The 17,738-nt window shown below is 52.8% G+C and carries 16 protein-coding genes and 1 tRNA gene; 14 read left to right on the top strand and 3 right to left on the bottom strand.

Going from position 1 to position 17,738, the window contains the following annotated elements:
• Nucleotides 1–731: 731 nt before the first annotated feature.
• Nucleotides 732–2,522 carry a hypothetical protein gene (locus ACR0BD_RS14065; protein WP_480831327.1) on the top strand — a complete coding sequence of 597 codons (1,791 nt, stop codon included), beginning with the start codon at nt 732–734 and terminating at the stop codon, nt 2,520–2,522.
• 749 nt (nt 2,523–3,271) lie between these two features.
• On the opposite strand, the gene ACR0BD_RS14060 is transcribed toward ACR0BD_RS14065, so the two are convergent.
• Nucleotides 3,272–3,469, bottom strand: coding sequence for a hypothetical protein (locus tag ACR0BD_RS14060; protein ID WP_480831325.1), 198 nt, complete (start codon nt 3,467–3,469; stop codon nt 3,272–3,274).
• Between the two features lie 599 nt (nt 3,470–4,068).
• Here ACR0BD_RS14060 and ACR0BD_RS14055 point away from each other — a divergent pair.
• The 12 genes from ACR0BD_RS14055 to ACR0BD_RS14000 all read left to right on the top strand — a co-directional run bounded on the left by ACR0BD_RS14055 (nt 4,069) and on the right by ACR0BD_RS14000 (nt 15,884).
• Nucleotides 4,069–4,224 (top strand): hypothetical protein, encoded by a 156-nt coding sequence (locus ACR0BD_RS14055; protein WP_480698895.1) that lies wholly within the window; start codon nt 4,069–4,071, stop codon nt 4,222–4,224.
• Nucleotides 4,217–4,429: a helix-turn-helix domain-containing protein gene (locus ACR0BD_RS14050; protein ID WP_480698897.1), complete on the top strand. Its 213-nt coding sequence runs from the start codon at nt 4,217–4,219 to the stop codon at nt 4,427–4,429. Before ACR0BD_RS14055 ends, ACR0BD_RS14050 begins: the two co-directional genes overlap by 8 nt.
• 168 nt (nt 4,430–4,597) lie before the next feature.
• On the top strand, nt 4,598–5,968 hold the full coding sequence (locus ACR0BD_RS14045) for a hypothetical protein (protein WP_480831323.1): 1,371 nt from the start codon (nt 4,598–4,600) through the stop codon (nt 5,966–5,968).
• On the top strand, nt 5,956–6,276 hold the full coding sequence (locus tag ACR0BD_RS14040) for a hypothetical protein (RefSeq protein WP_480831320.1): 321 nt from the start codon (nt 5,956–5,958) through the stop codon (nt 6,274–6,276). Before ACR0BD_RS14045 ends, ACR0BD_RS14040 begins: the two co-directional genes overlap by 13 nt.
• Nucleotides 6,269–7,327, top strand: a complete 1,059-nt coding sequence (locus ACR0BD_RS14035) for a tyrosine-type recombinase/integrase (RefSeq protein WP_480831318.1) — start codon at nt 6,269–6,271, stop codon at nt 7,325–7,327. The genes ACR0BD_RS14040 and ACR0BD_RS14035 overlap by 8 nt, the downstream gene beginning before the upstream one ends.
• Before the next feature lie 157 nt (nt 7,328–7,484).
• On the top strand, nt 7,485–9,122 hold the full coding sequence (locus ACR0BD_RS14030) for a recombinase family protein (RefSeq protein ID WP_480831316.1): 1,638 nt from the start codon (nt 7,485–7,487) through the stop codon (nt 9,120–9,122).
• Nucleotides 9,123–9,302: 180 nt separating this feature from the next.
• Nucleotides 9,303–10,454: a tyrosine-type recombinase/integrase gene (locus ACR0BD_RS14025; RefSeq protein ID WP_480831314.1), complete on the top strand. Its 1,152-nt coding sequence runs from the start codon at nt 9,303–9,305 to the stop codon at nt 10,452–10,454.
• 185 nt (nt 10,455–10,639) lie between these two features.
• A complete protein-coding gene (locus ACR0BD_RS14020; protein WP_480831312.1) occupies nt 10,640–11,998 on the top strand; it encodes a hypothetical protein in 1,359 nt (452 codons plus the stop codon).
• A 317-nt stretch (nt 11,999–12,315) separates the two neighbouring features.
• Nucleotides 12,316–13,095 carry a hypothetical protein gene (locus tag ACR0BD_RS14015; RefSeq protein ID WP_480831310.1) on the top strand — a complete coding sequence of 260 codons (780 nt, stop codon included), beginning with the start codon at nt 12,316–12,318 and terminating at the stop codon, nt 13,093–13,095.
• Between the two features lie 143 nt (nt 13,096–13,238).
• Complete coding sequence (locus ACR0BD_RS14010; RefSeq protein WP_480831308.1) at nt 13,239–13,448, top strand: helix-turn-helix transcriptional regulator; 210 nt, start codon at nt 13,239–13,241, stop codon at nt 13,446–13,448.
• Nucleotides 13,438–13,746: a hypothetical protein gene (locus ACR0BD_RS14005; protein WP_480831307.1), complete on the top strand. Its 309-nt coding sequence runs from the start codon at nt 13,438–13,440 to the stop codon at nt 13,744–13,746. The genes ACR0BD_RS14010 and ACR0BD_RS14005 overlap by 11 nt, the downstream gene beginning before the upstream one ends.
• Complete coding sequence (locus ACR0BD_RS14000; RefSeq protein ID WP_480831305.1) at nt 13,743–15,884, top strand: hypothetical protein; 2,142 nt, start codon at nt 13,743–13,745, stop codon at nt 15,882–15,884. Before ACR0BD_RS14005 ends, ACR0BD_RS14000 begins: the two co-directional genes overlap by 4 nt.
• Nucleotides 15,885–16,069: 185 nt before the next feature.
• Here the strand turns inward: ACR0BD_RS14000 and ACR0BD_RS13995 are convergent, their stop codons facing one another.
• Nucleotides 16,070–17,002, bottom strand: a complete 933-nt coding sequence (locus ACR0BD_RS13995; RefSeq protein ID WP_480831304.1) for a hypothetical protein — start codon at nt 17,000–17,002, stop codon at nt 16,070–16,072.
• A 483-nt stretch (nt 17,003–17,485) separates the two neighbouring features.
• Nucleotides 17,486–17,562 (bottom strand) — tRNA-Met (locus ACR0BD_RS13990).
• On the opposite strand from ACR0BD_RS13990, the gene ACR0BD_RS13985 reads away from it, so the two are divergent.
• Complete coding sequence (locus ACR0BD_RS13985; protein WP_480831303.1) at nt 17,526–17,714, top strand: hypothetical protein; 189 nt, start codon at nt 17,526–17,528, stop codon at nt 17,712–17,714. The genes ACR0BD_RS13990 and ACR0BD_RS13985 overlap by 37 nt on opposite strands.
• Nucleotides 17,715–17,738 lie beyond the last annotated feature (24 nt).

Here is a 17,738-nt window from a genome sequence, read left to right as displayed (position 1 = left end):
CACCACTGTCAGCTATATGTCGCTTTGCAGCTATTGGTACAACGCGCAGCATTTGGAACTGAGGGCTCTGTGTTGCCGTTCTCTACCGCTTGCATGTTTGACTGGTCGCAGCCCAAAGTGGACATTTTTTTGCTCAGTTTCGGGTGGAATCGAACCTCTTTCACTAGGGTTTTAACTAGCTTTTTGATCTGCATACACTGTCTCAAAATTTCTTAACCTGCAGTGGATTCATGAAAAAAGCTTGGTCTTTGCGTTAGGCAGTTCATTTGAACTGGTTTTGCAAAAGGAAATTTATGCTCACTGTCCTCGCCCTCAACGAAGCCGCCCAATTAGCGCACCCTGACGATAGCCTGAGTTGGCATTTATATTGTCATGGTTGTTCGGTCTGGTACTACATGGATGGTACAAATGGCGAGTGTGGCGTTTGTAAAAATACTTCGAGAACATACATAACAAGTACTTAGAGGCAATCATGCGAACAAGGTCCGGAGCGGGGGCATCGGTATCATCTGGTGCGAATTTTCAAGCCCGCGTTGGTGCGTATTTGATAGCGAGTAGGCTTTGTACCACTCCCTCTGCAATCTTGGGCGATGAAACCTTCCAATGCTTAAGCTTTGAGACAACAGAAGCTGTTGATGACATCAATGTCGTCTTCGCAGACGGGTCTGTTGTTTACATACAAGCGAAGGCGACAATTTCTTTTTCTATAAATTCTGGCGGCGAACTACACAGTGTATTGGAGCAGTTTTGTAACCAAAAAAATTCAAGCTGGCGCTAAACTTCTCCTCGTTACGAGTAGTCGCGCCTCAAAGAAGGTCATCAATGATCTGCGTGCAGCATTGAACGCCTTCCGTACGGCTTCCAATGCAGCTTTCTTTAGAGATCAGCCCAAGGCGCTAAGAGAAATCATTACCCAATTAAGATCAGCAATTCGCGACATCAGCGCAGGCAGCGGGAAAACTTACTCCGAAGAAGCAGCCAACGAACTAATACGAATAATGTCGGTGGTAGTTCTAGACATAGAGATGTCTGACCCTTTGGAACATGCAGTTATACTGAATTTGAACGCTAAAGGATGCATCGCAGCAGAAGCTGTGTGGGGCAAGATTATCGCTGATTGTTTAGGCCACTCAAAGAACCGACGAACGCTATCGGCGAAACACCTTTTCGAACAGTACGGTAAATACCTCTCTTCTCCCGAAGAAACCAAAGAAGAGATATTTCATAGTTTCTTTGAAATCGAAAAAAGAGGTGATGGGCTTAGAGCCGGTCGTGACGTGTTTTTGTGTGATCTACCTGCAGCGCGCGGACCGCACCCCAAAGGACTAGCCGTTGTTGAAACTTACAGGTTTGATGAAGATTGCAACGAGCGTCTTCGCTTTTCTGATCAAACGGTAACATTTGGTGATGGATTTAAAGCGAAACTACTACTTCGTTCCGCCACCTATGATGGACTTTTGCGAATGTTGGAGAAGCGGCCCGAACTGATTGGTGGCCGCGAAGTTCATTTCTGCCCAATAAACTCCGACGAAAATTTCGAAGAAGGACCTTGCGCAAGAATTCACGCACAGCGGTTGGACCAAGCGTTTCAAAACAACCCAACCCCCCTGAAGTGCGTGATTTGCGGAAAGGCGGTTTCAACTAATAACACACAGATTGTAGAGCTTGAGCCGATGGAAGAACCAACGGTTGGAACATGCCATGACGCATGCCTTGAGCCTTCCAGCAGAGTTTTGGGACTCATTCAGAATGAGTTCTTTTCTTCTCATGACGAGCTGGTGAACTTTGACGTCGAGGCTTGGTCTCAAGCAATTGATGGAGGGCAGATGGTGTTTCATAACGCTGACACCTTGGCGGGTGGAAACAAACCTATCATCGCTTGGGGTGGAAGTACGCTTGAAGGACCTCCCGGTGAATACGTTGTGGAAATATCTCTGGTGGGTGGTGGTCGTGAAATCGTCACAAAACGAAATGGAGTTCATAGATTTGATCTGGACGGTGCTAAAGCATTCTGCGCTCAACTTGGTCAGATGTTTGAAGATGCCCGCAAACAGGGAAATCCGTATTGTTACACAGATCAATCGAAAGGTTTTGGGCCTAGGTCGCAGTTGCTTGAGTTGTTTGGAGCTAAGGAAGCGATCATCCCGGTTGAAAATGCCAGGCACAGAAGGTTCGACGCTCGGTTTGCGGCAGGATACTCGCGGCCCGGTCAATGGTATGCACCTCTGTTTTACCTTAGAAGCTTAGATACCGGTGACGTGTTTTCGGTAGAGAAGACAATCTTCCTGCTTTCTGACCCTATGAATCTTGTAGCGCATCTAAGGAACTGGGAGGACATTGGGCTAGTCGCAGAGGATTACGAGCTACCGATACTCGGTACCGATGCCGAGCTCGACAATTTTATGAAATGGTGTGCGGGAAACGGCACCGCCGTCGTCGTGAACCCTTTGTTTGATCCATCTTCAGGGGATCTTGTTTCTGGGTATCCTTTGCAGCCAATCGACGAGATCGCCCCGCAGTAGATTAACGTCACTATCTTCGATTAGTATTCTGATTGCTCGGCTCGGCGCGAGACCGCTTGAGGCTAAAATTCGCACGGTCACCGGATAGCAGGATTACGCCGTCTGCGTGACTTTGCAAAGTCTTCTTTCTGCGCAAACCGCATCTATGCGACGCGTCAGTCGGCAGTTCTTTTGTCACCGCAAACTGTGAGGAACTAAGTCAGAAACTGCCGAGGTAATAGTCGAGACATCAGCTTTCAGAGCTTTCAATATGACAATCGTTTCCACGATGTCCAAACGACGCTCAGCCAATTCATACTTCCCCACGTAAGACGGCGGTTTGCCCAACAACTTGGCCAACCCGGCTTGTGCCAGCCCCCCTCCTGTCGGAGCCTGACGAGTTCGCTCAGCAGGAATTGATAGGCCTCTGTTCTTACGGCACCAGCCACTGCTCATGACCTCAGATGTGTGGACACAAGCAGCTACCCCTGATATGGGATTAACCCCAAATTGGGGTTAATCTGAATGTACTAACCCCATGATTATTCGAAGTTTTATGCGATATCGCACGAACGGAGACCGATATGACCTTTGACCCGCGCGCCCCAAAACCGCCCTTCGATTTTGTGCCTCGTAAACGGACCCCACCGGTGGACAAGCCTCAACTCTATGGACGGTTTTTCGGTGATTTGGCTAATTGTCAAAAGCTACGCCATGATATTCGAGATCGGGCGGCATACCTACACTGTGTCGGTCACCTGCCATCCCACTTACGACCACGCGCAAACCAAATCCTGCTCTAGGTTTCGGAGTATTTCCGTCGCCCCTCCAGTTTGGATGGTCGATTGGGTGAACGTCGGTTGAAAGAAGACGCGATCCGGGACTTGAAGATCAATGACCACGATATGGTTAGAGAAGTCCGTGAACGTGTGAGCCAAGGCTACCGCATCCAGCACAGTCGTCGTCAAGGAACTCGGTGCGGTTTTAGCAAGATTTTCATGTTCAAGCGCAATCCCGATCAAACGATTGGGGAAAAGATCACTTTAATGCTGTCCGGTGCGGTCAAGCGAGGTTAGGACTGATCCTGCTGCCCGCTGCGCGAAGGAGATCGGGTACCGGGTTGACACATATCGGCGTTAGTCGACTGGAGTGGCCTCGCCGCTTGTCAGAGAGAGGAGGTACCCAGGCACTCACCCGGCACCCTTGCGCATAAAGGTATCACGTTGGGATAACCATCCCAAGCAAAAACAGATAAAAATACTTATTTTCATTAGCTTACACATGTAGACCCTGACCTGATCTCAGCGTCGGTAACCGTAGAATAACCACGCCGTGCGGCCTTTGACAGTCTCGCTCCATCAAATATCCTTACCCCGCTTGTAACCACCAGCCGTGTTGGCTGGGCCGCCAGTATTGGGATTGGATAGGACGGCTCTTCGTCCTTGACGCACTCGATGGCAATGATCCTGATCTCTATTGAGATCAGTGTTTTGTCGTTTGGAGTGCACTCCTAAGCCAAAACATCGCGATCATTGTCTCGAGCGGTTCCTTTAAAAGGAACGTATCGATGACGTGTTCGTCTTCTGCTCCCTCGGGCAACCTGCCCAAACTCGATATCCCTGAACCCCTGATCAACCTCGTGCGCCTGTTGGCGCGCGAGGCTGCACGGTCGGATTTTGCAACCCGTTGCAACCGCGAAGGCCCGGAGGCGGATCATGGTTGATCTGCCGATTTCAGAGGAGGCCGTCTATCTCAGCGTGCGCGATATCGCCGCTCTGTTCCGCATCAGCACCAAGACCGTTCGTCGCTGGATCAAGTCCGGTGACTTGCCTGCAACTCGGCTAGGTCGCGATTGGCGTGTTGCCCGCAGTGATTTGCTCGCCCTTGCCAAGCGACGCGGCAATCAGGCTGCGGCCCATGTTCTCTAAAGTATTCATATTCATCCGCTTTTCCGGCGTTCGGGAAAACGGGGTCATGGATTTTGGGTTCAAATTCACGCCCTTGGTTTCCCGAATGTCCGCAAGAGGACCACCATGGGTCTGCCTGTCCTCGTTTGTCCCCTTTTGTCCCCAATCACAAAACCCAAGAGGTTTATCATGACACATCACCAAGAGATCCAGCTACCAACAACGCTGGCCGAGGTTCTGGACGTTCTGAAGTCCAATCCAGACCCCGACAAGAAACGTCAACAGTCCAAGCTGTCCGCGATCTCGCGCATCAGTACATACATTAACCGTCCTCCATCGGACATTCCGACAGACATCCCGCAACTGCGCAAACTTCTGGCAACATTGCATCCCGCCGCCTGCGGGGTGAAGCCCAAAACCCTCAGCACCACCAAAAGCGATCTGGCAAGCGCGTTGCGAGCGGTCGGGGTGTTGCAAGATTTTGAAGCCAAATCTGAACTGACCCAGGAGTGGGATGCGTTTTTGACGACTGTGCGGTCCACCCATCAGGTGTGGGGCTTGATGCGGTTTGCAGGCTATTGCAGTGCCCGGTCGGTCTCACCCAAGGACATTGGTGGCGAAGTGGTTCAGGCGTTTCAGGCAGCCCTTGACGCTGTGCTGCTGAAGACTGAACCGGCCAAGTACATTCAATCCCTGATCGATACGTGGAACCATGTTATTGGCAAACACGGTCTCGATCTTCCCCGGCTGGACCGCTTGTCGTCTGACCGCTACATGGCCCGCCCGCTAACGGACTACCCGGAGAGCCTGCGAGCAGAGATCAAAGCCTATATCGACCGGTTGGCGCAATGCGATCTGTTCAGCGAAGACGGTCCTGACAAACCGCTGCGCGAGACCAGCCTGCGCAACACCGAAGCCCATCTGCGGCAGATGCTCGACGCGCTGGTAACCTCCGGACAAAGCCCGGAGAAGTTCACCAGCCTGTCTGTGCTGGTTACGGCGCAAAATCTCAAATCAGCCATCCTGAAGATCATAGATCGGCGTGGGAGCAACGGTCTGCCGTCCGGACTGAGTAATATTGCTGCAACCTGCATCGCCATTGCACGGCACTACCTGAACACGGAGGAAGACACCCTCAAAGCGCTTAAAGTCATTCATAAACGGGTCGCTGCAAACCCGCGCGGTATGAGCCCCAAGAACGCGGAACGTCTTGCCCAGTTCAATGATTGGGAGAACGTGGCCTTGTTGTTGAGCTTGCCAGATACGCTGATAGCACGGGCGGATGACAATCCGATCCGACGCGACAGCGCACTGGCGGCAATGCATGCAGCAGCGCTGACCATTCTCCTGAGCTGTCCCATGCGCGTCAAAAACCTCGCGGGCCTTGATTTGGAAAAACACCTGATCACAACCCGCTCCGGTACCCATACTCTGTATTCCATTCGTATCGAGGGAATTGAGGTCAAAAATGGAGAGCCGATTGAGGTCAAACTGAACGCCGTAGTTCCAAGCTTCTGCACCGCTATATCATGCAGTTCCGACCACAGGTGTCGCAGGTAGGAGGACGCGCTCTGTTCCCGCGCAGCAGTGATGGGAAGCCACGCGCACCCGGCAACTTTGGTGATGAACTCACTCAGCGGGTCTATCGAGAGACGGGTTTGAAGGTTCACCCGCATCTGTTCCGCCACATCGCGGCCAAGCTGTACCTCAAAGAGCGCCCCGGTGACTTCGAGACCGTCCGTCGTCTGCTCAAACACAAACGTCAACAGACCACCATGGATTTCTACGCGCCGCTCAGCAACCAGTGGGCGCATGAACACTACGATGATGTGGTTCTGTCCAAGTGGAAAGGTAAGTCCGATGACTAACGCCATTCCTCTTGTTCTTCTTTATCAAGATTGGCCCCAGGCGGATAAAACCGCCTGGGAAGCCCTGTTCGCGGAAGGTGACATCTTTGACGGTACAGGCCCCTGTGCGAGCTGGTCCGAAGGCAGTCGCAAGAAGCGGTGCCAGAGCTACCGATACTGGCTGTCATGGGTGACGCGCCATCAGCCTGTCCTTTTGGATCAATCCCCGCCGGAGCGCATTACCAAAGATGCCGTGCGGGGATATCTGGAGGAAGCGGAAGCGCGCGTAGGCCTTATGACCCGCGAGAATATGATCTGTGACCTCTATGTGCTTGCAAAGGCCATGCACCCGGCAGGAGATTGGGACTGGTTGAACAAGCTGTCCAACCGCCTGATACATTTGGCGGACCGGAAAAGCCTGCCGAAGCCTGTCGCCATCTCAGCGGCAGACATTCTTAACAAAAGCTTGCAATGGCTCGAAGATGTGGCGAATGATCCGTCCCTTAGTGATCTGAAGCGTGCAATTCACTTTCGCGCGGGATTGATGATCGCCTTTCTGATCTGTCGGCCCGTGCGCCGTCGTACGTTGCTGGCACTGACAACGGACCAGCATCTGCGCAAAATCTCGGAAGGGTTCGAGGTGCATCTTTCGGTGGAAGACACCAAAGACAAAAAAGCGCGCTGGTTTCCTCTGCCCAAGTTTCTGGTTCACCCGATGAAGTCTTACCTGGACATTCATCGTCCGGTCCTTCTCGGTTCTAAGTCATCCAATGCGCTCTGGATCAGTAAGTATGGCGACCCGATCACACCCGATGGCCTGTCGCGTGAGTTTCCAAAAGTAGTCAAACGTCTGCTTGGGACAGAATTACGCACGCACAAGTTTCGGCACATAGCAGCGACCAGCATCGCCGAGACGGACCCGGAACATGTCAACATCATCCGGGATATCCTCGGACATGCCACGTTGGACATGTCCCAGAAGCACTACAACCGGGCCACCGGACTGTCTGCCTGTGACGACTACCAATCTCTCCTGCGGGCAAAGATGAAGGCCTTGGGGCGCAAACGGTAGGCTTTTGCGCCCATACGTCGATCTTCGCTTCGGCCAAACACCTATGAACAAAGCATTTTTCATTGCAACGGGTTGCAATCGAAAGTGGAAGACACAGCCCAATCCATGCCTATAATGGGTTGGGCCAACTTGTTTCTCTGTCCGAAAGGCCCACCCTATGCGCGCCGCCATCTATGCCCGCTACTCCACCGATCTGCAAAGCGACGCCTCTATCGAGGACCAGCATCGGCTGTGCCTGCCTCTGATTAACAGCAATGGCTGGCAGGAGGCAGAAACCTATTCCGACCGAGGGCTGAGCGGGGCATCTCATCTGCGTCCCGGCTACCAGCGACTGTTGGAAGACGCACGCTCCAATGTGTTCGATGTTGTTGTGGCCGAAGGTCTCGACCGGATCAGCCGCGATCAGGAACATATCGCGGCCTTCTTCAAGCAGATGCGGTTTCAGGGCATTCCGATTGTCACCGTGGCTGAAGGTGAGATTTCCGAACTGCATATTGGTCTCAAAGGCACAATGAGCAGCCTGTTTCTGAAAGACCTGGGTCAGAAGACCCATCGCGGCCTTGAAGGACGTGTGCGCAAAGGCAAATCAGCCGGTGGGATCACCTACGGCTACGATGTCGTGCGGGACATGAGCGTCGACGGCTCCGTGACAACAGGAGAACGCAAAATCAACGATGTTCAGGCTGAGATTGTCCGACGCATCTTTCGTGACTACAGCCACGGACTAAGCCCACGGACCATCGCCGCCAACTTGAACAATGAAGGCATCCCAGGACCACGCGGTACTTGGGGCGCATCAACCATCTATGGCAACCACCAACGCGGCACCGGTATTCTTAACAACGAACTCTATATCGGGCGGTTGATCTGGAACCGGCAGCGTTTCGTCAAAGACCCAAACACCGGCAAACGACAGGCGCGACTGAACCCACCGGAGGACTGGGTGATTGAAGACGTGCCCGAGTTGCGGATTGTATCCGACGAACTTTGGAACACGGTAAAGAAACGCCAAACAGAGACGCGCAACGCCGCGATCAGCGATGGCATCAGGAAACTGGGCCTAACCAAGCGGGCACGGCATCTGTTTTTCGGCATGCTGACTTGCGGAAGCTGTGGCGGTGGCGTCATCCAAGCCGGCAAACATTATTTCGGCTGCTCCACTCAACGGAACAAAGGCACCTGCGACAACCGGTTGACGATCAAACGCGCGGACCCAGAAGATCGCGTTCTCTCCGGCCTCAAGGAACAGTTGTTGCACCCCGATTTGATTGCGGAATTCACCAAAGCCTATCAAGAGGAATACAACCGTCTTGCCGGTTCCATTCAACAGGAACGGGGTAACGCGACACGTGATCTGGCGCAGATCGAGCGCATGATCGCACATCTCATAGACGCCATCAGCGATGGCATGTTTCACGCCAGCATGAAGGATAAATTGACAGCGTTGGAGGTTCGCAAATCGGAACTCGAAGCCCTGATCGCCTCCGCCTCTGATGAACCACCGGTTTTGCTGCATCCCGGATTGTCCGATGTGTATCAGGAACAAGTCGCCAATTTGACCACAGCATTGCGCGATCCTTCTTCGCAAGCTGAGGCAACATCCATCATTCGTGGCCTATTGTCGGAGATTCGGTTAGTCCCCGAAGATGGGACGTATGCAATGGAACTCATTGGAGAACTGGCGGGATTGCTTGCGCTGGGAGCATCCCAGAATGAACAAAGCCGCCCTGCGGCGGCTTGTTCGAATCTAATGGTTGCGGGAGTAGGATTTGAACCTACGACCTTCAGGTTATGAGCCTCATAGGCGTGTAATTGATGTAGTTTGCGGAAGATATTTCTTTATATATTTATCAATCCCTTATGCAGTTGCCACTTAACCTTACGATTTCCGCAGATTGCTCATATTTGCTCCAAGGTGTAGCACCAGTGTAGCACCAACGATTTTTGGTAGCACCAGACATCTCAAGGATACGACGTGGCCAGTCACCGTTTAAACTTCACCAAAGCCGCCCTCCTAAAAGCACCCGCCGCCGAAAAAGGATCGCGAGACTACTACTATGATGAGCGGGAGGCCGGTTTAATGCTGGCTGTGACCACCGCAGGGTCGAAGAGCTTCTACCTCTACAAACGCATAGAAGGGCGCCCAGAACGGCTTCTACTGGGTAAGTTTCCAGATATGACTGTGGAACAGGCTCGTAAGGCTGCTGCTAAAGCCAAGGGCGGCATCGCATCTGGGGCGAACCCTCAGAAAGAGAAAAAGGCCATTCGAGACGAGATGACCTTTGGCGTGCTTTTTACTGAGTACATGGACAAATATTCCAAGGTTCACAAGAAGTCGTGGAAGTATGACGAACGGGAAGTAAACAAATATCTGTCGCATTGGTTTCGTCGAAAGATATCCAGCATTGACCGGGCCGAAGTGGAACGGCTTCACGCAAAGGTTGGAAAGGATAACGGCCTTTATCAAGCCAACCGTTTGCTTGAGCGTATCCGCTCTATCTTTAACAAAGCGATTGAATGGGGCTGGAAGGGTGTGAACCCGGCAGTCGGCATCAAGAAGTTTCGAGAACAAAGTCGCGACAGGTTTTTGCAGCCTGACGAATTGCCACGTTTCTTTGAGGCATTGGCAAATGAACCAAATGAAGCGGCACGAGATTTCTTTATGATTTCGCTGCTGACTGGTGCGCGAAAATCAAACACGCTGGCGATGATGTGGAAGGATATCAACTTTCAATCGGCCACATGGCGTATTGAAGAAACAAAGAATGCGGACCCTTTGACGGTTCATCTGCCTCATCAGGCGGTTGAACTGCTCATTGAACGGAAACTGAAATCAGACGGCCCTTACGTGTTTGAAGGCTCTGGCAAGAGCGGTCATCTTGCAGACCCCAAGAAGGCTTGGAGCCGGATTTTGAAAGAAGCCGGAATCGAAAACCTGCGCATTCACGACTTGCGTCGTACCTTGGGTAGCTATCAAGCGGCAACAGGAGCCAACGGATACATCATTGGTAAATCACTTGGTCATCGGTCGCAGCAGTCCACGGCCATCTACGCAAGGCTGAATCTGGACCCCGTAAGAGAGAGTGTAGACAAGGCGACAGAGCTGATGTTTTCCCAAGATACGTAACGCAGGGAGCGGATTTTCGCTACGCGACAAAGGTGTTCATAGGTTATGTCGGAAGTACCAATTTGTCTTAAAAAACATCATTCAAGCGTATCAGGTGTAGCCGCTAGAAAACACGCTTAAAAGTAAAATAGTCCCGCAATATCCCCCGGGTATGTCCGAGAATGAATAGCGCAAGGAATTAATGAGTGAGTAAGACGCTAAAGACGTTTATTCCGAGCAATGACGATACTGGTGACTGGTTCGCTACAGTAAATAGAACCGCGCCTTCGGGTGAGTTTTTCAAAGTCGAAGCCATACGAAAGATAGAACCTGATCAAGCTTTTAAGGCTTTCAAAACTAGATCAAGAAGTCCATTTGAGAATTCAGTTTTCCCGTGTTTTCTAAATTTCGGTAGGAAGGGAACTCTTGGAAACGTAGAGGTCATTGCTCAGGGCGTCGGCGAGGCGGGGCCAGATGTTGTTTTTGAGACCCAGTCGATAGAAGCTGAAGCAAAGTATATTCTTTTTGGCGAAGGTTTTGACATTGACCACCTTGCAGCCTACGCGGCTGTTACTTTTCTCCCCTCTGGCTTGAGGCCATGGATGAAGGGCCAAGAAAACCGGCCGTTACCAGACCATTTTTCCTCCAGTAGTACCGATATAGAGTCCTTTGATCTGGTTGGAATTGGCAAGTTACGAGTCTTTTTCGCCCATGAAGGGGCTATGGAAATTGGCTCCGAAACAAAAACTTTCGTTCCATATGTCTCTATAGAGTTCGATCATCCAAGGTCTTTCGTGCAGATTGATAGCATCTGCACATTGCTAGATTCGTTATTCTCATTCTTAACGATGACAGCAATCGAGCCAACTGAGCTAATGCTGACGCCAAGCGGCAAGCATCCTGACATGATAGAGGGCCACACCCTGCTTCGGTCGGGAATTCAGTGGAACATCAAGTCAGACAGAAGTATGTTTTCTAACTTTTTGTCGGCAAAAGATGTTCCTTCAATAAAACCGATCATCTGCGACGTGATGAATGCCTATGGTGAAGCAAGTTTGATGTTGGAGGCGATAAATGAGGCTCTGCATTTTTCGGAAAACTGCAATAAGAGTTTTGGGTTAGTATTCCCGAAACTTGAAAGATTTCTAGATAAGTGGTTCAGCGGTGACGATGAGGCGAGCTTTCGAAGTAAAGAGGAAAAATTCTTTCAATACATCAAGGCCAGCAAAGACGAAGAGATCATTGGTTTCTGTAACAAGCACATTAGCCTCAAGAATAGAAAAAAGCGTGGAACCAAACAGAAACTACACCTTGCGATTGAAACACTAAATCGCTCCTTAGGATGTAATATGGATGTTGTTCTTTCAGAGAGAATTTTTGAATTTCGAACCTCACAATTCCATTCCTCTGGTTTGGCGAAAATCTTTAGTGCCTCTGAAAACTGCCAAGAAGTATCGAGGGCTTGTGAGTTCATGTTGATTGCTTTCACTCTGGAAGTCTTGAAAATCCCTCGTAAGACCTACGCGCCAAAGCTAAAGTCTTTATTCCCCGACATGTACGCGTGACCACAATCGATTACATTCCCAGCAGAGCATGCGGAGAACTTGGGAGAAAAATCGAAAACTGGATGTACCAAATAGCCACTTCAGTACGTAGGTCGGATTCCTGCTAAAACTACGCACAATGCTCGAAAACTGCCTTTTGATCTCGTCCATTGCGTGTGAAAGGCGGCTTTCCAAAAAATTCCCCGCACAGCGGTCGTGATATCGCTCAACGCCCGCGAGTGACGGTTCTGAGTCCAGTACGGTGCTGTTTTACCGTCTGTACTGTCAGCGCTGTCAGCCTCTGGCGTTTGGCTCGGTTTTGCTGAACAAGCGGCACTATGGAACAAGCTGACACCACCCTATCCGACACTGAAGCGGCACCCATTGCACCTTGGCAGCGTCTTATGACGGGCCACAGCTTTCTGTCTGAGCTAAATCGCCTCTACGATAAGCGGTTTATGCTCGAACTTGAGATACTGATGGCCGCCCCCAGTCCCGACGTGGAAGACCTGAACAAAGGCGTTGAGGCTGCAGCGCGGGCCTATATCCGCGAACGCCGTAACATGCGACGACGCAAGCCGGGTGCGATGGAGTATCGCCGTCTGTCCGCATTGTCGGATAAATTGGAAGCGGTTTCTGCTGAACTTGTCCGGGTTCAAGGCTCGCCAAACTGTTCGGGGAAACTGGCCGATGCGCTAGACACGCTGACTCAATCAGCGGACCCGAGCGCCGCCGGAATAGCCAATTTGATCGACGGTGCATTTGGTCCCGGCGATCCCGTTAGCCACATCGCGGCATTTCTGGACCTGTTGCAAAATGCCGCTGCGCAAACGGTTGCTCTGGGCGAGAATGACAGCCAAAGCCGCTACTACGGGGCCGATCTGGATCGCTGGGCGCGCAAACCAAAGAAGACCGACAGCCAACCGGTGGCCGCCTTGGCGCGCGCTTTTCGACCCTATTGGGAACGCAACGCCATGCGCCCTTTCAATGCGGGGCGTTACGACCCGGCCACCAAGCAGAACAAGGCATATGCGGTTGACGCGATTCACTTGATTGCTCGGAAGCTCGATCCGGACCTGACACGCGCCAAAGTTGTCACCGTGATGCGGGTGATTTAGCCACATTTTCGCCACATTCCGTGGCGATTACCGAGCCTATTTTCCTACCCGGAAACTGCATTATGTTCCCTGCTTCACGCGTTTCAGCCTGTCCCATAGCTCTCTAGGTTTCTCTTCATCGATCTAACTTGATGGAGATAATCATGATCGCAAAACAGGCAGATACCTTACTCAAACCCGAGCAAGTCGCAGAACGTCTCGGCGTGTCCACAACCACCCTTGCCACGTGGCGCTGCACCAAGCGCTACCCGCTGGCCTATGTCAAAGTTGGCCGCTTGGTCCGCTATCGCGCTGGAGATGTGGACGCGTTTGAGATTGCGCGCCTTCAGGAGGTGGTTGCAAATGACTACTAACTGGAAGCCCATCGAGTTTGCTGCAATCGCAGAACTGGCACGGGTCAATCTGCAAAGTCTACTGGCGGAATGGTTGCCCGATGGCCGGATCATTGGGCGCGAGTGGGTGGCGCTGAACCCCACCCGTGCAGATCGCTCGCGTGGCTCGTTTCGGATTAATCTTGATAGCGGGCTTTGGGCGGACTTTGCCACGGATGACAAAGGCGGCGATGCCATCAGCCTCTTTGCCTATCTGAACGGGGTGCAGCAGGGACAAGCCGCCCGTGCGCTGGCCCAGCGTCTGGGGGTGCAGGCATGAACGCTCTGCAAGACCTCCGCCACCCGACAGCCGGAAAGGCTGACACCCAGCATGTCTACCGCAGCAAAACGGGTGCGCCTGTGCTGGTTGCCAATCGCTATGAAGGCAACGGCAAGGGCAAGTTCTTTCTGCCCTATGACGTAAACAAGGACGCATGGAAAGCGCCTCAGTCCCGCCCGATCTATCATCTGGACCGGGTCGCCCTGGCGAACCCGGATCAGCCGGTGATCTGGGTGGAAGGGGAGAAGTGCGCCGACGCTCTGACCGCCTTGGGATATCTGGCCTCTACCAGCTTTGGCGGCAGCAAAGCGCTGGCAAAGACGGACCTATCCCCTCTTGCGAGGCGCATCGTTATCATCTGGCCCGATCACGATGAACCGGGGCAGAGCTATGCCGCCACGCTGGCCAAAGAGCTTATTACGTTACATAAGGCAACGCCGCTGATCCTGCAGGTCACTGACGCTCTGGTTCAGGCACAGGACTCAGCAGGTTTGATCCCTATACCTATACATAAGGGCTGGGACGTGGCCGATGCGATTGCCGCAGGGTGGAGACGCGGTGAGATAGACGCCCTGATCAACAGCGAGGCGTGTGACCTTCCGGATGCGACTGCTGCTTACCTAACGAGTACTGTTCAGCCTGCTGCAAATGACGCACAGCCCCCTATGTATCGTAGGGAAAACCCCGACCCGTATACGTTATCTATACATAGGGACGAGGCCGCACCTATACGTACGGAAGACAGTGCAGCGCTGGTGGACGGGTTGGAACTTTGGAACACACCGCAGGGTGAGCCCTATGTAACGATACGGGCCAAAGGCCACTTTGAGCACTGGCCCGTCGGGTCATCAACCTTCCGTAACTATCTGGCCTATGCCTATTACAAGGCCGAAGGCAAAGCGCCGTCCAATGCCGCGTTGGATGACAAGCGCCGCATGCTGGAAGGGGTGGCAAGGTTCGAAGGCGACACTTACCCCGTGTCCGGCCGCATCGCATCTATCGGTCGCACAGTCTATCTCGATCTGGGCGACCAAGACTGGCAGGCTGTGGCGATCACCTCGGAAGGCTGGCAGGTGGTCAGTCATCCGCCCGCGCGGTTCCGGCGTTCGCCCGCCATGCAGGCCCTGCCCGTACCGGAACGGCATGAACACGGCATCGACCTGTTGCGTGATTTCCTGAACGTGGACAGCGAGGATGATTTCCGCATGCTGGTGGCGTGGGTTCTGGGATGTTTCCACCCCAAAGGCCCCTACCCGATCCTGATCCTGTCCGGCGAGCAGGGCAGTGCCAAAAGCACCACCGCGCAAACCCTGCGCGATCTGATCGACCCTGCCAGTCCAAGCACCCGCAGCACGCCCAATTCCGAGCAGGATTTGGTGATTGCCGCCATGCACAACCATGTTCTGAGTTTTGACAATCTCTCAACCATTCGTCCGATGATGGCGGACGCCTTCTGCCGGATTGCCACAGGCGGCGGCTTTGGCACCCGCAAGCTGCACACCGACAGCGACGAGGTATTGTTCAACGCCACCCGGCCTTGCCTGTTGAATGGTATTCCCGATCTGGCCGCTCGTCCTGATCTGGCGGATCGTGCCATTGGCATCCACCTGCCAGTCATTCCACCCGGTAAGCGCAAAACCTTGGGCGCGTTCAATCGCGATTTTGCCAAGGCCAAGCCCTACATTCTGGGCGCGCTGCTAGATGCGGTTTCCTGCGCGTTGGGTCGGATTGACTCTGTGAGCCTCTCAGAGGCCCCTAGGATGGCCGACTTCGCAAAATGGGTGGTAGCCGCCGAAGATGCGCTTGGATGGACTCAGGGCGCGTTTCTGGACTCCTACGCGGCCAATCGTGCTCGCAGCGATCAAGCCGCCGTTGAGGCCAACCCGGTTGCGCTGGCAATCCTGTCTCTAATGGATGGGCGGCAGCATTGGAGTGGTACGGCAACCGAATTGAAGCAAACCTTGCGGGATCGTTTCCCGGCACTGACCGAAGACAGCCAGAGCTTTCCCCGGTCTGAGGCACGGTTTGGCGCGGCGCTGCGCAGGGTTCAGCCGGTTTTGCGGCGTCAGGGTGTGAACATCTCGTTCACCCGCGAAGGCAAAGCGGGAATGCGGGTGATTGACCTGACCAGCCGGTGAGATTCCACGCCGTAACGAATGCTCAAGCGCTCGACCTGAACAGTCGGGCGCTTTTAACTTTGTTCTATTCCTTCGGATGTTTTGCACAGCGCCTTTGTCCGCTATGCGGGACAAAACTACCCTTCTTGAATCCTAGAGGAATGTCCGAATAGAAACATTCTAAGAAAAAAATTAGGCGCATTCACCTACGGCGAGATGATGGAAAGCGTTGTCTCAAGCGTTTGGCGAGCCATTTCACGGGCTTGTTCGACAGGCATAGCATCGAATGTCGGGTCCAAGTTACTGGTGCTAACGGTCAGACGTGATCCGCTGCCAAATGGTTGCCAAACCCAACACTGGGTCGCACTTCCATCTTCCGACAACAAACAAACGGAACCTTCGATCAAATCGCCTTGCCTCTCTTTTCTAAGCGACCCTCCTTCTCTCCAGTAGGGCATGGGAAAGCCGGGCTCTGAATCTGGGGCGATTATGACTTTCCCGATATGACGGTATGGATAAGGGGAGTATCGATCGCACCAATCAGGCGGATCGCCAGATTCACACGCAGAGGTCAAACGTGGATAGTTCGCCCTCGGGGTTATCCACACCACATCCATATCGATTTCTTGCTCGCCATTTCGACTAATTCTACACATCTTCGAATAGTCAGATTTTCTGTCTAACCGACCGAAGAAATCAATGTTCTTCCCCTTCTCAAGACGGGGACGCAGCTCTGGTGGAAGGCTCAAAGTTTCACCGGCTACGCGAACTTGAAGTGGCTTTCCAAGACAAGCGCTTGGGACGTATTGACGCCAAAGCGCTTGACCCGCGTAGGCACTGGCAGCGATAAACGGAGCCAATACAGAAATCGATATTGAGACCTGCGCCAATCTCATGACGCTTCCCCATCCTGCACCCAGTATTAGAAATGCAATAGATGGAACAATAGTAAAGATATACCCCAATCCAGCGTGATCACCAGTTGGCGAAGTTGACCACAAGAATCCCGCAGGGAGAGCTAATGCCAATAGAAGAAGCGGGATTCGGACCTTCCATCCAAACCGAAACGCCAAGGCCGAAAGCAGCGCCACACCCACTAAAACAAGAGTATAAACTGTGGGGTTGTTGAGCGGGAACATAAATGGGCACCTTTTTCGACAAGTTGTCAGAGGATTTCCAGCATTGCAACCAATGGTCGATAGCTACCTGCTTTACTCGCCACGATAGTCCCGGATTGTTGAAAAGCAGACGTTGGTTTTATTGCACGTGACAGTAGCAGTGGGCTCACAGCCGACATTCGAGCGATCGGCTTGTGGGATGATATTCCCCTACCCGGGGTATACGCGGGGCCGGGTATACCCCGGGTAGGGAGAAAATCCCGATGAGTGCGTCTATCGGCAACGCAATTTCACTTGGCTGACGGTGCTGACAGTGCCGACGGGGACTGTGTGCTGGTTTTTCTTCAGGTGAGAGAATCGGCGACGCTGACGGCTGGATTCGATTCTTCCAAAGTGCTGTTCTTTGCTGCGTGGCGTAGCACCGGTGTAGCACCGGGTGTTGGCGCTCTAAACGCAAGAAGCGCCCCATGCGGCGCTAAGTGTTTGTTATATCTCTATAAATTTTGGTTGCGGGAGTAGGATTTGAACCTACGACCTTCAGGTTATGAGCCTGACGAGCTACCGGGCTGCTCCATCCCGCGACACTTTGGTGGTCTACCGCCTGTTCGGCTACTTGAGACCGTTTGTTGGCCTACCGCTTACGCTGTTTGAGGCCGGGTCGTGTTTTTTCATCGTGTTAGAGAGGATTGGGCTTTTACTAGGTTTGGCGGTGACCTACTCTCCCGGGGCTTAAGCCCAAGTACCATTGGCGCGGCAG

It is taken from the genome of Ruegeria sp. G5, from assembly GCF_056533365.1.
The sequence above is the reverse complement of the archived record's forward strand: the minus strand, read 5'-3'. Positions and strand labels throughout refer to the sequence as shown.

What these genes read in the sequence shown, in the direction of transcription:
- ACR0BD_RS13995 (WP_480831304.1), bottom strand. Translation starts at nt 17,002, where the DNA reads ATGTTCCCGCTCAACAACCCCACAGTTTATACTCTTGTTTTAGTGGGT.
- ACR0BD_RS13985 (WP_480831303.1), top strand. Translation starts at nt 17,526, where the DNA reads ATGAGCCTGACGAGCTACCGGGCTGCTCCATCCCGCGACACTTTGGTG.
- ACR0BD_RS14000 (WP_480831305.1), top strand. Translation starts at nt 13,743, where the DNA reads ATGAACGCTCTGCAAGACCTCCGCCACCCGACAGCCGGAAAGGCTGAC.
- ACR0BD_RS14045 (WP_480831323.1), top strand. Translation starts at nt 4,598, where the DNA reads ATGACACATCACCAAGAGATCCAGCTACCAACAACGCTGGCCGAGGTT.
- ACR0BD_RS14010 (WP_480831308.1), top strand. Translation starts at nt 13,239, where the DNA reads ATGATCGCAAAACAGGCAGATACCTTACTCAAACCCGAGCAAGTCGCA.
- ACR0BD_RS14030 (WP_480831316.1), top strand. Translation starts at nt 7,485, where the DNA reads ATGCGCGCCGCCATCTATGCCCGCTACTCCACCGATCTGCAAAGCGAC.
- ACR0BD_RS14050 (WP_480698897.1), top strand. Translation starts at nt 4,217, where the DNA reads ATGGTTGATCTGCCGATTTCAGAGGAGGCCGTCTATCTCAGCGTGCGC.
- ACR0BD_RS14035 (WP_480831318.1), top strand. Translation starts at nt 6,269, where the DNA reads ATGACTAACGCCATTCCTCTTGTTCTTCTTTATCAAGATTGGCCCCAG.
- ACR0BD_RS14005 (WP_480831307.1), top strand. Translation starts at nt 13,438, where the DNA reads ATGACTACTAACTGGAAGCCCATCGAGTTTGCTGCAATCGCAGAACTG.
- ACR0BD_RS14015 (WP_480831310.1), top strand. Translation starts at nt 12,316, where the DNA reads ATGGAACAAGCTGACACCACCCTATCCGACACTGAAGCGGCACCCATT.
- ACR0BD_RS14055 (WP_480698895.1), top strand. Translation starts at nt 4,069, where the DNA reads ATGACGTGTTCGTCTTCTGCTCCCTCGGGCAACCTGCCCAAACTCGAT.